Genomic DNA, 14,006 nt, shown 5'->3' with positions numbered 1-14,006 from the left:
CTGCTCGACGCAGGGCCGGTACAGGTCTTCCGGATTGAGTCGAGCCGGGCACCGAGCAGTAGGCCGCGGGCCGACTGCTCGTACTCGCCCGAGCAGACCCGGTCGAACATGAGCTGACCGGCGACCATGCATCAGGCCAGCAGCTGGATCGTGGCGACGGCGTACGTCCTGCGAGGCGGCGTCCTCGGCGAGCTGCCGGGCTAGGTAGGGCCGAGGTGCCCGGCGCCCAATCAGGAGCGGCAGTACAGCTGCGGCCGCCAGTCAGGGCGGCGTCATCTGCGAGTTGAGTCGGCAGCGGCAGCTTCTTATCGGCGAGGCTGGCGAGGGTCGCGCTGCCAAATGCCATGAGCAGTGCGCAGTGCTACGGCAGTTGACCTCACCACCCAAGATCAACGGCTGAGTCACGCTTTAGGAAGCTTCGTCGTGCCGTCGATACGGGCCGAGTCGATCGCACTTCGGGTAAGGCCAACGTGAGTCAAGTCTGTGCCGCGCAGATCCGTATCCGTCAAATCCGCGCTGCGCAACTTGCTGCAATGCGATTCGGGGGTGAAGGATTCGGTGGGTGTAACGTCCATACACCGCAGATCCGCGCCGCGCAGATCTGCACCGCCCAGATCTGCCCCGCGAAGGTCTGCTCCGCGCAAATCCGCGCCACGCAGGTCCGCATCAAACAGGCTGGTCTCTCGCAGATCCGCGCAAGGCGGATCGGTGCTGACCTGTATGTCCACGCACCGTAGATCCGCTTTGCGCAGGTCGGTGTCTCCTGCCTGGGCACCGCTCAGACTTGCCGCAATCAAGTTCGCGCCACGCAGGTCCGCGCCACCCAGATTCGCCTCGCGCAAATCTGCCTTGATTAGTACAGCCCTACGCAGGTCGGCACTGCCAAGGTCAGCAAGGCGGAGATCGGCGCGGTTGAGATTGGCGCGCCGTAGGTCCGCGTCGTACAAGGACGTCCGCCGTAGGTCCGCCCACGGCAGGGAAGCTCCGCTCAAGTGCGCCTTCGTCAAGATCGTGCTCCGCAGTGTGATGCCTGTCGTGTCCGACGGGTCGATGTCTGCGCCGGGAAGCCAAAACGCCTGTGGGCGTGGGGGAGCTAGGTCGATTCCGGGAAGCCAGATCGATTTGAGGTCCAATACGAAGGCCTTGTCTTGACTGGTGTCACGATCGGACAGGACCTTCAGGGCTGCCACGACATCGGCCGGGACGTCCTCTCCAGCCGGCGGCGCTTTGGTGGCGTGACCACGTGCGTACGCGGCCAGGACGTTGTCGATGGTGGGCTGGTCACGGGAGGAGTCCTGCATTATCCGCTGCAGTGCGTAGATACCGCCCAAGCGCACGTCCATCGCTTCCGCACCGAGATTGGTCACGGCGGCGGTGTACCGCTCGGTGATCTGCCCTTCCCTGGTCAACGCCCTGTCTTCTTGCGCCTGGGCATTGGCCTGCCTCATCTGCTCGTTCGTCTGCTGTGTCTGGACGTTGGAATACCAAAGACCGCCAGCCGCCACAGCCGAAGCCACTAGGACGGAGACCAGTTCGGTTCGCCGGGCCCAGTCCAAACCTTCCCGGTTCTGTGCACTCCGGGCAGTCCGCCGTCTTCTGTCCGCTCGAACGGTGAAACGGGCTGACCGGCGAAACCATGAGGGACGGGAAGGTCCGGAAGGCATATGTATATCCGACCGTATGTATCTTTCGTCCGCAGCGAAATCAGAAGAAATACGTGCGGTAGGGCACGCGACTCCAGTGCCACAACCCACCGTCGCACCACTCGACGTGCACCGGCTACCAGCTGGCGTGACCGATGTGACGATTCGACCGATCGCGTCGTGGGACGACTCAACCGTGGATCGTGGGCGACGACTTGTGGGCACGGATCGAACCGCTGGGACAAAGTTCAGATCGATCCAGCTACACCACTCCAGGGGATGTGACCCTGAGGACCGGCGAGGCTAACTCGCGTAGGGAGCCTCATCAGTTCCCCGCGGTGAGTGTTCCTGCTCGTCCTCGGCTGGAGCGGACAGGAACCTGCTGGACATGACACCGCCACGTGCGCTCGCGCCACAAGTGGCTTCAGTTCCAGCTGGCTCTTGGCGGGAATCTCACCCCTTTCTACGCTCTCAGGCGCCTGTGCCTCCGCCTCGTGCCGTCCGCGCACATGGCGAGTTCATCGACGTCTACCACCAGCTGAACCTCGACGCGGAGGTGGCAGGACGCCCGCTCGTTACGGCACGTACTCGACGACATGCTGGACCCCAAGGACGACACCGAACCCTGCGAGACCCTCGTCAAATACGCCCGGCACGCGCGGCAGAACCTGGAGGGAAGCTTCCGCAAGAGGCTTGGCTACTCCCCACTCCAGAAACGCAAGCCCGTGGGCAAGTACGACAAGACAAAGGCCACCGACCCCGCACAGCCTCCGGCGCAACGACAACGACGTTCACTGTTCCGGCTTCCTGGCCTCAGCCGCCGACATGCACGGCCATGATCTGGCGAACCATCGCGACCCCGACAATGGCGCTCATGTCCCGACGCACGGTCTCCGGCTCGGCACCGCCGCCAGTGACCGATGGCCCGTCGGGAATCATCACTGGGTGCGGCACGGGGTGAGATGGCGCCGCAGATTCCCGCTGGGCAGTCCCAGCGCTACGTGGTCTGCCGGGTGTCAGCGCTGAAGCTGGCGGACGTCGGGCGCGGGGCCGGGGCGGGGCAGAGGCCACGGGCGTCAGCGAGGCTGGCTGCCTGGCCGACCATGCGGATCGGCGTGCGGCCGTCGCCCCAGGCGTCGTTGAAGCCGGGTACGGAGTCGACGTCGTCGCCGAACTAGCCACGGATGGCATCCAGGAGCACAGTGACGGCGCTGGCCTCCAGGCCCCGGTCGCCGCGGGCTTCGGCCCGGATCGCTCGAGCATGCAGCGGGCGCCCTGTCAGGGCGCCGCTGCACCAGCCCGCATACTCCAAGCGGTGGTGGGCGGCGCGCAGGACGCCGGCGACAGAGAGGTGTTGCGGTGGCGGGTGCGCGGTGCGGGGCCAGGGGCACGGTGATCACGTCGCCCAGGTGGTGGGCTGGTTTCGATGTGCGCGGTGTTGACCTCGTAGGCGACCTGGGCTTCGTCCAGCCGTACGCTCATCGCCGCGCTGACGAACACCATGCGTTCCTCGAGGGACAGTGTCGTCGGCGTTGCGGTGGTCGCGATAGCCTGATCGGTGGCGGGGCGAGTCTGGGGCATCGGAGCTCCTGAGGGCGTCGAAGGCTCGGGCGTGGGTGGCGCCTTCGACGTCGGCGCCTGGGCGGCTTTCAGATGCTGGAGATCCAGCCGGCGACCGTGCTGATCTCGTCGGCGATGAAGGGCGCGGCGCCGGTGGAGGCGAGGAAGAATCCGAACCCGGCGCAGCCCAGGGCGGGCATGAGGCGTACGGATCCGCCCCGGATGAGGACGAAGACGACGATGCCGAGCAGACCGTGCACCGTGACGGGACCATCCCCGCGGGTGCGGGGAGCAGTAGGGTGGAGACACCGCACCACACCGCCCGACCGGACCATCCCCGCGGGTGCGGGGAGCAGACTCTTTCACCAGGCATTCTGCCGTCACCAATGCGCGGATCTAGTGCTGGATTCCCCTTTCGGGTCTTGGTTCGGAGGAGCCCGTACGCCGCCTGTCCTCGCATATATTGGCGAAGTGGACGAAGCCGAAGCGAGCGGTCAGGTGTGGAGAGACGAGATTCGCGGGCGTCCGACGGCTGAGCAGGATCGGGACGCGTTGGTACGGCTTGTCGGGGTGGACGCGGACCCCTTCGAAGTCGAGTTGTACGAACGCTCGACGGATCCCCAAGTGCTTTCGATCGATCGTGCTCAGAGGTCGCGGGCCGGGCAGTATGCCAGGCACGTGCGGCGACTTCGAGAGCGCCGGCAGCGCCAAGGCAGTTGAGTAGCAGCTTTCGGATCATCCGATCGTTGGTCCGGGTGTGTCGTTGACTGACGCCCAGTGGGCACGCATCGAGCCGTTGCTGCCGGAGCGGACACCTCGGCGGGGTGGGCGCCGGCAGGATCTCCGGCAGGTAATCGACTGCGATCGCCTTCCAGTGTGCCGCCGGCACGCCAGGGATGGATCCCGAACGCTTTCGGATCGTGGAGGGCGTTCACAACCGGCTGCGGGCCTGGGCCGCGGACGGCACCCCGGGAAAAGGGCGTTCACCACTTCGCTCGCCCGGGCCGACACTGACGACGGCTCGTTTGGGCCGTCGCCGTCGACTCCACCGTCGTCCGCGTTCACCAGCACACGGACGGGCCTGCCAAAAGGGGGTCCGGCTGGCGAGCCTGACAAGCAATGCCTCGGGCGCCCACGCGGCGGCCTGGCAGCCAAGGTCCACCTCGCCACCGACAGCCGATGCCGGACCGTGGCCTTCGCTCTCACGACGCCCCGCGTTTTGAGCGCGGCGGAACTCCTGGGACCTACCCTGCATGTGCGGGGAGACGTTTGGTGCTGACGCCGATGCGGGCGGCGAGTTCCCGCAGCCGGGCCCCGGCTTCTTCGCCCAGGTGCTGGTCCAGGTGGAGCCCGTGCATTCAGTCCCTGCGGTCCCTGCGGTCCCTGCGTGGCGCTCTTCGGCTAGAACCGTACGTGCCCCATGGACGGGTGAACCCCAGATGCGCCGGACGCAGGCCATAGCCTGGTGGGTCCTTGGTCGTGGCAGGAGATGACAGCCCAATTGGCCTGTGGGGGTCAGGGCGTGTGGTCACGTGGTGGGAGGGAGATCAAGGTTTTGAGGTAGGCCAGGCCCTCCGTGCCGTCCGTTCCTGGACTGTCGCCGATCATTCTTTCGACCAGGAGCAGATGCCGCACTCGCCATCTGGTCACTGCGGCCTGCAGAGCCGCAAGGGCGTCGTTGAGGTCACGCGGCACGTCAGTGTCCGGCGGGCGTACGGCGCAGTGCGGTGCCCCGATCCGGGCGAACAGGGCGGCGAACTGGTGTGACTGCCCGCCGCTGGCACCCTCGAGGAGCGGACGGAAGCAGGCGAAGCTCGCCGCGCCCAGATGGTCCAGGAGAGCCAGGTGCTCTTCCAGCACGGCAAGGATCGCTGTGGCCCGGTGGACGAGACCGGCCGCCGCACCGTCGTCACTGGTGCCTGCGGCCTGCTCCAGGTCGACCATGGCCTGGCCGGCCAGTACCTCGGCGGACTGGTGGACGGTGATGAAGAACCGCTCATCAGCCCACTCAGCCCTACCCGTGTCCATGCGCGGGTGCTGGAGGCTGAGCAGTTCGTCCAGGTGCAGATACCGGGCGTAGGGGGTGTGCTTCGCATCAGGTGAGACCACCTGACCCATCGTCGGTTCCGCACCACGCCTGCGCCATTCGGGACTTGCCCCGGCCGCAGCACACTGCTCCGCCGTGGCCCTCGCGCACAAGCTTCACCCCTGCCCGTTCTTGAACCTCGGGTGATCCGTCGTCGGAGAACAGTCGCACCGTCTGTTGCCTACGGTCTGGACTTTAACTGGCCGGTCTCAGTTGGCCAGGGGTGTGTCGTGGGCAGGTCAGCCGGATCTGCTCCGGGCGAGCTGGGGCATCTTCGACGTCGTCTCCATGACGGCTACGTGCTTTCGTGGGCCGGGAGCCTGCTGGACCAGATGCCTTACGGCCTGGGGAGCGATTGCCAGTGACGGCTGGTCGGTCAGGGCTACGAGACGTTGAGCGGCAGAACTCGGTGGAAGACGGCCATGGCTCGGCCGGGGCCGTGGTAGTCGTCGACGATCTTCGTGTCGAAGCCGAGGCTGCGATGGAAGGCGATCGAGCCGGTGTTCTCTATTGACGTGATCGCCTTCAGCTGCCGTGCACCATGGAGGTCTGCGGCCTCAGCGAACGCCGCATATAGACGACGCCCGAGGCCGGTGCCGCGGGCGTCGTCCCGCGTAGCGATCAGATGCACGTACCCGGTGCCGTTCGGGGTGACGAACCCGAAAATGTATCCACGGATTCCGTCTTCGGCCCGGGCAACCAGGCAGGTCGAGCCAAACTCCTGCACCAGTGCCAGAAGGTGCAGCGACCGAAGGTCGCGTTCGCCCCAGTAGCGGGAATGATCGGACAGGACCTGGTGGAATTCGGCCATCGCGGCCGGCACGATCTGTATGCCCATGCCGACGATCATGGCAGGAGGTCAGGCCGTTACAGACGTAGGCCCGTACGGGTTGGGCAAGCTGTGACGCAAGCGCGGGCCTGTGCGGCCTGTTCCCGCCCTGCCCTGGCGGGCATCTCCCGTGCATACTTCGGCGAGTTGCTCGAAGAACTCGCCCCGAAGCAGGAAGCAGCCCGGGAGCCGGCGCCTCACGAACGGCGCGGCCGAGTCCGGCGAGAGGCCGTCGGAGCAGGCCCCAAGCAACGGCTGGTGTTCATCGACCGGCTCGTATTCCTGCGGATCGTGAGCGTGATCGCGGCGAGCGTGAGCATCGCCGTTTGCGAGCGTGAAGGCTGGTGGGATGCGCGGTGGGCTCAGTGGGCCTGCTCGTGCCAGTGCGCGCGGTTGCCCTGAACCTGGGCAATGCTCGGGTGGCGCACGGCATCCAGCCCGTCATCAGCGAAGATGTCGGCGATCAGGGCCGGGGAGCCGAAGACCTCCGTGGCGCTGAGGTCCCAGTGGGTCAGGACGGACCAGGCCCGTTCCAGGGGCCACCAGTGCGCGGGGAACTGGATCCCCACGGTCCGATCAGGCCACGCGCAGGCATCGCGGTGGCCGAGCGCCTCATCCAGCCGCCCCCGGCGGGCCGGAATCGTACGGCCGATGTCCTCGATCGCGGCCTGGGGCCCAGTAGCACTCCGAGCGCGATCCGCTGTGGCTGTGGCGGACAAGGATCTCGACCAGGCGGGCCGAGTGGCGCGGTCGATTTCCCCCACGTCCGGGCCTTCAAAGTCTCCGGGCAGGTCCAGACCCTCGAACACCCTGAACGAGGGGGTGTAGGGCCAGCCCTCCAAGCGCTTGCCGACCCGCGTCAGCACGTCGTCCCACCGGACCCGCTGCCCGCCCACCGTGACCGTGTGCAAGATCCAGCAGCGATCCGGGAAACCCTCCTGAGGCTCGTAGCCCAAGACGGCCCCGTCCCCGTCCAGAAAACCGGGCGCACGCCGCCCAGCGAGTCGTCGTCCGACTCCAGCTGCAACACAGAATCCCTCGGCACTTCGCTCAGGCATGTGGCGTTCTGTAACCGATCGAGATTAAACGACAAGCTGGAGTGCCTGTTCCTGATATAGCCATGACATGGTGGTGGCTGTGACGCGTCGGCGAACGAGCTAGTTGTTGACGCAAGCGGTGTTCCTCGGGAAGGGCATGATGAAGCTTCTCCTCACCGACTCCGGTATCACGAACGCGAGCATCCAGGATGCGCTGGTCGACCTCCTGGGTAAGCCCATCGCCGAGTCCAGCGCTCTGTGTATCCCCACTGCGGGGTATGGGGCCACCAACGCTGATCCGGGCGGGTCATGGCGATTCATCAGCGGACGATCCATCTATCCCATGACGGGGTTGGGGTGGAAGTCGGTGGGCGTGTTGGAGCTCACCGCGTTGCCCAGCATTGACGAAGCGCGCTGGGTCTCATGGGTCCGGGAAACCGACGCCCTGCTGGTCAACGGCGGTGACGCGTTGTACCTGGCCCACTGGATGCGGGAATCCGGGCTCGCTGACCTCCTGCCGTCGCTGCCGAACAAGGTCTACGTGGGAATCAGCGCCGGGAGCATGGTGATGACCCCTCGCATCGGGCAGGATTTCGTGGGCTGGAAGCCAACCACCGGAGGTGACAGCACGCTGGGACTGGTCGATTTCTCGATCTTCCCGCACCTGGATCAACCGGCTTGTCCGGAGAACACCCTGGCTGAGGCAGAACGATGGGCGGCCAGGATTGCAGGTCCGGCGTATGCGATTGACGAGCAGACCGCTATCAAGGTGAGCGACGGCGCCGTCGAAGTGGTCTCCGAGGGCCACTGGGAGTTGCTTTAAAGGGTGTTGCGCAAGGCCGTGGACTGGGCATTTGTCCTTGTATGGCTGGGGTGTTGAGGGCTGAACGGATGTGGGTGGAGACTTCACCGGGCTGCGCGTGACGCAGTGAGCACGGCTGCTGCGAGCGGTGCGGGATCACGGTGGCAATGGCACGATGCGGGGGCGGCTGTGGTGCCTGCCCCTGGCGGAACGGGTGCTGCTGGTCGCGGTGTACTACCGGACGAATCTGACCATGCGGCAACTTGCGCCCCTGTTCACAGTGTCCTCGTCCACCGTGTGTCGGGTCATTCAGCGTCTCGACCCGCTGCTGGCGTTCGGGTCTGTTTCGCGTCCGGCCGATGCGCGGACTGGTTGTGGATCGTGGACTGGCACCCTGGTCCCGGTCAGCGACCAGCACGCTTCAGCCGCATCTACCGCTTCTTGGCGAACGTGTAGGTCGTCGTGGACGCCGCCACCCGCCTTGTGATCGCAGCGGCCCGGCCGGTGTCGGCACCACCGCGGATGCCCACGCCTGGCGGGCCTCCGGCCTGGCCAAGCGCTGCCAGGACGTGACGGTTCTGGGCGATGGCGCCTACCTCAACTGCGGCATGGTCGTGCCACACCGGGAAACGCCCCCGCCGACCCTTGCTGGCAGGCGAGGAAGCGGGCAATGCGCCCATCGCAAGGTGCGTGCCCGGGGAGCATGGGATTGGACGGATGAAGAACTACAAGATCCTGCGCGACTACCGACAGCGCGGCGATGGCCTCCATCACGCCGTCCAAGCCCTCGCCCACATGCACAACCTCGCGCTCGATCATGACCATCAAGACTGTGCTCACACACCCTGACCTGCACAAGGCTGCGAGCTGGGCATCTCCGTTGCATGGCTGGGGGTGTTGAGGGCTGAATGAGTGTAGGTGGAGACGTTTACCTGACTGCTCTCGTGTGTCTCGCACTGGGCGGCCTGACGGTGTTCATCGCCTAGCGAGACCCTCAGCCAGGTCAGGCTCTCGGTATCGGTGCCGTCGTGATCACTGTCCTCTTTCTTCTGTTGGAGAGGGCCGCCAGTAGCCGCCCAGCACAACGGGAAGGGGTGAGGCGAACCCTGGTGGCCCTGGCCCCCTTGGGTTCGTGCGTTTCGCTCCATCTCCGAGAATGACCTGTCCGGAGCGTGGTTCTCGCGGCGAGCATGCTGTGGCTGCGGCACATGGTAGGCGTGGGACGGGGCAGCCCCGCGCTGGTGGAGGCGGGGCTGCGGGGCGGGGTCAGCGGTGCTGGTGGCCGCGGCCCCAGGATTCGCGGTCCAGGACGTGTCCGCGGGCGTCACGGAGTGTGGCGGTGTCGTTGTTGTCCCACACGTAGTTGCGGCGGTCCTGGTACACGTGGTGGCGGTTGTCGTGTCCGCGGCCTGTGTGGACCTTGACGCTGGAGTGGCCGCGAAGGCGCAGGCGGTCGAAGCGGTAGCGGTTGCCCTGCTTATCGGTCAGCGTGAAGCTGCGCAGTTGCACCGGGTGGTGGGACTTGTTCTTCACTTCCACCCACTCGGAGTTAAGGCTGCGGTTGGAGTGGTTGTCGTGGCCGGGACTGTCGTACTGGACCTTGCCGATGACGACAGCAGACCTGTGTCGTTCCCCGTGCCCGTCGGCTGCGGCAGGCAGAGCGCCGGCCCCCAGGACGACGCCGGATGCCAGGATCGCAACAGCGATACGGCGGAGGTCACGTGTAGCGGTCATGAGTGCCCCTCAGGTACATGCCCATCACCCCGGTGCGCGGGGCGTTGGGCGATGCGAGTTTCCCGGCGTGCTGCCGAGAGACCACAGCGTGGGGCCGCCGCACTACCGCGCGGTGGCAAATCAGCGAGTGTTACTAGATACGGATATTTCTGCAACAGTCGCCTGTATCGGTCAACAACCTGATGAACCGTTTTTTCCAGAGACTGCTGCATCCACCAACGACCCTTTGAACCTCCCACGGCAAGCGGTTGTTCTCTCCTGGCCGGCCCGTGCGCCTGCTGCTTCCGTCAGCCCGGGATTCCGGTAACAAGCGGCCGCTGCCCGCGTGCGCACACAGGTATCAAGTCTGCTTGGACATGCGGTTTTGCTTGCTTCAACGGCCTGCCGGACTCCGTGCATCCAGCGCTCTTGGCGCGCGTTCGCGGGTGCTGCCAGGGGAGACAGGGGGGAACCTGGGCAGGACCTGCGGCCTCCTGGGGAGCGCCATGAAAGCCTTTCGGTGGCACGGACCTATAAGGGGAGCGGCCAGAATCGAGGAGAAGCGGCCGTGGGGCCGCACGAAGAACGAGCGGGCCAACCGCGACCGCCGCAGCAAGTGCGGTCAGCCCACCCGCGCCGTCAAGGAACAGGTACAAACGTCTCAATGAGGTTGAGCGGACGATCCACCGCCTCGTGGCCGCGATCCGACTCTGGCCTCCCAGCGTGATCCGCGATGAGCCGACTGCCCCCGGCGGCGGGAAACCCGGTAGCGGGGAGCCTGGTGGCGAGAACTCCTCCTCCGGACGCGTGCTGTGGGCCGCATCCGGCGGTTCCAACCCGCGCGGCCACGCCTCCGCGCTTCACGGCTCGTGCCGGCTCGGACCCCGATCCCGCAACCGGGTGGGGCCACGGTGATCGGCCGAGCCTCAGTCGAGACGACAAGACGCTGGAGGACGTCCGCCGCCACTTCAAGCCCTTGCCCGACGCCATTTTGGAGATTGCCGGCCTCTTTGCGTCGGGCACCAGCGGGCGTTGATCGCGGCGCGCCTGCTATGAGGTCGGGTCGGCCCACAGATGTGTGCTGTGGGCCCCGATGAGAGCGCTGATTCGGGTCAGTACGTTACTGACCGGCTGCGGGTCGAGTCGGCGTCCATCACGCAAGCGCAGGGCGACGTGATCGTCGGCGGCCTCCTTGGCGCCGATGACGGCTTGGTAGGGGACCAGGCGGGCCTCTCGGATTCGGGCGCCCAGGCTGCCGCGGTCTGGTCCCGCGATCTGGGCGCGCAGTCCCAGACGAGTGCAGCGTTGCGCGAGGTCTGCGGCGTTGGGCAGTTCGGTTGCGGAGACCGGGAGGATCACCAGCTGAGTGGGGGCGAGCCAGGCGGGGAAAGCGCCGCCGTGCTGTTCGATGAGATGGGCAACGGCTCGCTCCACGCTGCCGATGATGCTGCGGTGAACCATGACCGGGCGGTGTTTGGCGCCGTCCGCGCCGATGTAGTGCAGGTCGAACTGCTCGGGCTGGTGGAAGTCGACCTGGACGGTGGACAGGGTGGACTCCCGGCTGGCGCCGTCGGTGACCTGGACGTCGATCTTGGGGCCGTAGAACGCGGCCTCTCCCTGGGCCGCCTGGTAGGGCAGGCCGGAGCGGTCGAGGACGTCGGTCAGCAGCGCGGTGGAGCGCTGCCACTTCTCGGGCGCGGCAACGTACTTGCCACCGGGCCCCGGCAGGGAGAGTCGGTAGCGGCTCGCGGTGATGTCGAGCGCCTCGTATGCCCGGCGGATCATCTCCAGTGCTGCCTGCGCCTCTTCGGCGACCTGGTCCAGGGTGCAGAAGATGTGTGCGTCGTTGAGCTGGATGGCCCGCACGCGGGTCAGTCCGCCGAGCACGCCCGAGAGTTCCAAGCGGTACATGCCGCCCAGCTCGGCCATCCGCAGGGGCAGTTCGCGGTAGCTGTGGGAACGGGATCGGTAGATCACCGCATGATGGGGGCACAGGCTCGGCCGCAGGATGACCTGCTCCCCGCCGAGGTCTATCGGGGGGAACATGTCGTCGCTGTAGTGCGCCCAGTGCCCCGAGATCTCGTACAGCTCCCGCTTGCCGAGTACCGGTGAGTACACGTGCTGGTAGCCGGCCCGCCGCTCGGCGCCACGGATGTACTCCTCCAGGGTGTGCCGTACGGCCGCGCCGTCGGGCAGCCAGTACGGCAGGCCGGCGCCGATCAGCGGATCGGTGTCGAACAGGCCCAGTTCACGTCCGAGCTTGCGGTGGTCGTGCATGGTGGTCATCGCGGTCTCCTTGCTGGTTGCGGAGCAAGTGACCGGGCCTACGACGAAGCCCCGGGGCACTTGCCCCGGGGCTTCGGATCAGGTCATCTGTCAGCGCGCCGGGACACTCTCCGGCGTCGTCGTCATAGCAGCGCGCTTCATGGCGCAGACGTTAGCAGGATGCGGCGCGGTCCACATGGTCATTCCTCGGTCATCAGATCCGCCGGACAGCCTCTGACTGTGAACGTCAGTTGGGGCTCTGGCCCCCTCAGCGCCTCACAGCCCCTCGAAGAGTCTTTCTGTCGTCAGGGGACTCCGTAGGCTGAGGCCCATGTCTTTGTCCTTCGCCCTGCGCCCTGGGTGGGATGAGCTTCCCGCCGTTGTGCGTTTCGCCGTTGAGGCGTGGGGCGGTGCGCCGGTGGTTTCGTCGTCTTCTGCCGTGGGGGGATTTACGCCGGGCACAGCCGCAACCGGCTCCGCCTTGAAGCGGTGAGCTGACACCGCATGACGAAGCCCCGCCCGGAATCACCAGGCGGGGCCGCATCACGTAAAGAGAAAGCCGAGCGTCACACCCCCTGCTCTGTGACGTCCGTGATCTCCACCGAGACCTTTTTGCCCGCCGACGCCGTACTGATCGACGTAGGCGTGTAGTTGAGACTTGTCTCGTCCGACAGCTCGGCTGTCTCGATCACGGGTCCGGAAGCGTCTCCAGATACCTCGTAGGTGATCTCGTACACCGCATCAGGATCGAGATCGCTGAGGCCGTCGTAGGTCAAGCGCGGCTCGACCGTCACGTTGCAGCCCGCCGAACCGAAGCACTGCCGCTCTGTGGTGCGCAGCGTCATCGTGAAGTCGTCGGCGCCCGGCGTCTCGTACGTCGGCTCCTCGTCCACCTCCTCTGCGGCCGCGGTCACCGGGCCGTTGGTCGTAGTGCTCGACGCGGTGGCGGTCGCCTGGCTGCCGTCGTCCCTGGACTGCACAACGACGATGCCAGTCCCGACGACTGCGGCGATGACGGCGGCGGCCGCGCCGATGATGACCGCGTTGGTGGCGCGCACCTTGGCCGGCGGAGGCGGAGGCGGAAACTCGGGTGGCGGTGGCGTGGTGTTGCTCATGGTTCCCCCCTGCGGTTGTGCTCTGTCTGCGCATGATGGGGGCATATGTGGGGGCCGTGAAGGCGAAGTGTCTGGGTTGTGACACAAGAAGGCCCGGCCGCCTCGGGTAAAGCGGCCGGGCTTGTTCGTAGGGCGGATCAGACCTTGCAGAAACCGCTCGCCATCAGCGCCTGGTTAATCTTCGCGCCCTGCACCTCCGTCGTCTTCACGTCCCTGTACGTGAAGCGCAGTGATGCCGCCATGTCGAGATGCTGAGCCTTGCCATTGATCGCAGTGCATTGGTTGCGCGCCCCGTCGATGGCCTCGTCCTCGTAGGCGACGACATCGGGGGCGGCGGTTTTGAGTGCCTGAAGCAGCTTGGTCCGCTTGGCGCCCGTGGGAACGGGCGGGATGCCGGAGGTGTCTGCGATCGCCTTCTTCTGCTTCTGCGTCAGCTCGGTGCCGGCGCTGCTTGGTCTGGCGTCGCCGCCGCTGGGCGAGCAAGAGGTGAGGGCGAAGGTGGCCGCGAGGAGCAACGCGGTGGTGGTGCTTCGGTGGTTCATGGTCCCCCAGTGATGTTGCTGTGAGGGGCCATCATGACGTCAGTGCGTTGGGCTGTCGCGCTCTTGGCGTTCGGTCTCCACGCGCTCAACGGTGTCGGGGCGGGTGTCGTGGTCGTCGAACCGGCGCGAGTGCTTCGTCGGTCTGGTCGTGGCGCTGAACGAGGAGAAGAGAGGTCAGACGGGGATGGTCTCCGGCGATGGATACCTGTTCGACCACGCGCGGGTTTTCACGGGCGGGAACTGTTCCTGGAACGGGGCGAGTTGTTCGTGGGCCCCGGCGACAACCGAGCGGCCTACCTGGGGGAGAAGCGGTCACCTTAGACGCCATTTCAGTTGGTCAGTCTGCGGTGACATATGAGGGTCGCGGCGATGGCGGTGAAGGCGAGGAAGTGTTCTGGCTTTCGCTCATAGCGG

10 protein-coding genes and 2 pseudogenes are annotated in these 14,006 nt (G+C 66.3%); 2 read left to right on the top strand and 10 right to left on the bottom strand.

The genetic code is table 11. The features are described 5' to 3' along the window. Positions 1-401: 401 nt before the first annotated feature. The 5 genes from ACWGIH_RS09030 to ACWGIH_RS09010 all read right to left on the bottom strand — a co-directional run bounded on the left by ACWGIH_RS09030 (position 402) and on the right by ACWGIH_RS09010 (position 6,687). The gene (locus ACWGIH_RS09030; RefSeq protein ID WP_453452224.1) at positions 402-1,448 is read right to left on the bottom strand and encodes a pentapeptide repeat-containing protein; all 1,047 of its coding nucleotides are present in this window, start codon (positions 1,446-1,448) and stop codon (positions 402-404) included. A 1,844-nt stretch (positions 1,449-3,292) separates the two neighbouring features. After that, on the bottom strand, positions 3,293-3,463 hold the full coding sequence (locus ACWGIH_RS09025) for a hypothetical protein (RefSeq protein WP_453452223.1): 171 nt from the start codon (positions 3,461-3,463) through the stop codon (positions 3,293-3,295). Positions 3,464-4,718: 1,255 nt separating this feature from the next. Continuing rightward, positions 4,719-5,312, bottom strand: a complete 594-nt coding sequence (locus tag ACWGIH_RS09020; protein ID WP_453452222.1) for a tryptophan 2,3-dioxygenase family protein — start codon at positions 5,310-5,312, stop codon at positions 4,719-4,721. A gap of 359 nt (positions 5,313-5,671) precedes the next feature. Then, entirely contained in the window at positions 5,672-6,139 is a 468-nt protein-coding gene (locus tag ACWGIH_RS09015; protein WP_453452221.1) for an N-acetyltransferase family protein, read from the bottom strand. 341 nt (positions 6,140-6,480) lie between these two features. Then, positions 6,481-6,687, bottom strand: a complete 207-nt coding sequence (locus ACWGIH_RS09010; protein ID WP_453452220.1) for a hypothetical protein — start codon at positions 6,685-6,687, stop codon at positions 6,481-6,483. Positions 6,688-7,315: 628 nt separating this feature from the next. Here ACWGIH_RS09010 and ACWGIH_RS09005 point away from each other — a divergent pair. Both ACWGIH_RS09005 and ACWGIH_RS09000 read left to right on the top strand, forming a co-directional pair. Beyond that, on the top strand, positions 7,316-7,978 hold the full coding sequence (locus tag ACWGIH_RS09005; protein WP_453452235.1) for a Type 1 glutamine amidotransferase-like domain-containing protein: 663 nt from the start codon (positions 7,316-7,318) through the stop codon (positions 7,976-7,978). Positions 7,979-8,019: 41 nt separating this feature from the next. Continuing rightward, positions 8,020-8,806, top strand: a pseudogene (locus tag ACWGIH_RS09000) (transposase family protein). Positions 8,807-9,223: 417 nt separating this feature from the next. On the opposite strand, the gene ACWGIH_RS08995 reads toward ACWGIH_RS09000, so the two are convergent. The 5 genes and pseudogenes from ACWGIH_RS08995 to ACWGIH_RS08975 form a co-directional block, all read right to left on the bottom strand. After that, positions 9,224-9,691, bottom strand: coding sequence for a lamin tail domain-containing protein (locus ACWGIH_RS08995; protein ID WP_453452219.1), 468 nt, complete (start codon positions 9,689-9,691; stop codon positions 9,224-9,226). A 1,029-nt stretch (positions 9,692-10,720) separates the two neighbouring features. Then, positions 10,721-11,947 (bottom strand): threonine--tRNA ligase, encoded by a 1,227-nt coding sequence (gene thrS, locus ACWGIH_RS08990; protein ID WP_453452234.1) that lies wholly within the window; start codon positions 11,945-11,947, stop codon positions 10,721-10,723. Positions 11,948-12,501: 554 nt separating this feature from the next. Next, the gene (locus ACWGIH_RS08985) at positions 12,502-13,050 is read right to left on the bottom strand and encodes a hypothetical protein (protein WP_453452218.1); all 549 of its coding nucleotides are present in this window, start codon (positions 13,048-13,050) and stop codon (positions 12,502-12,504) included. A gap of 137 nt (positions 13,051-13,187) precedes the next feature. Beyond that, positions 13,188-13,592, bottom strand: a complete 405-nt coding sequence (locus ACWGIH_RS08980; protein ID WP_453452217.1) for a hypothetical protein — start codon at positions 13,590-13,592, stop codon at positions 13,188-13,190. Positions 13,593-13,921: 329 nt separating this feature from the next. Then, positions 13,922-14,006 (bottom strand): annotated as a pseudogene (locus tag ACWGIH_RS08975) (IS5/IS1182 family transposase); the annotation flags it as partial.

The organism is Streptomyces sp. NPDC054872, assembly GCF_053610705.1.
This window is presented reverse-complemented; position numbering and strand designations above follow the sequence as displayed.

Bases quoted from the DNA above. Each gene is read 5' to 3' on its own strand.
- ACWGIH_RS09015 (WP_453452221.1), bottom strand. From the start codon at position 6,139: ATGATCGTCGGCATGGGCATACAGATCGTGCCGGCCGCGATGGCCGAA.
- ACWGIH_RS08980 (WP_453452217.1), bottom strand. From the start codon at position 13,592: ATGAACCACCGAAGCACCACCACCGCGTTGCTCCTCGCGGCCACCTTC.
- thrS (WP_453452234.1), bottom strand. From the start codon at position 11,947: ATGCACGACCACCGCAAGCTCGGACGTGAACTGGGCCTGTTCGACACC.
- ACWGIH_RS09030 (WP_453452224.1), bottom strand. From the start codon at position 1,448: ATGAGGCAGGCCAATGCCCAGGCGCAAGAAGACAGGGCGTTGACCAGG.
- ACWGIH_RS08995 (WP_453452219.1), bottom strand. From the start codon at position 9,691: ATGACCGCTACACGTGACCTCCGCCGTATCGCTGTTGCGATCCTGGCA.
- ACWGIH_RS09005 (WP_453452235.1), top strand. From the start codon at position 7,316: ATGAAGCTTCTCCTCACCGACTCCGGTATCACGAACGCGAGCATCCAG.
- ACWGIH_RS08985 (WP_453452218.1), bottom strand. From the start codon at position 13,050: ATGAGCAACACCACGCCACCGCCACCCGAGTTTCCGCCTCCGCCTCCG.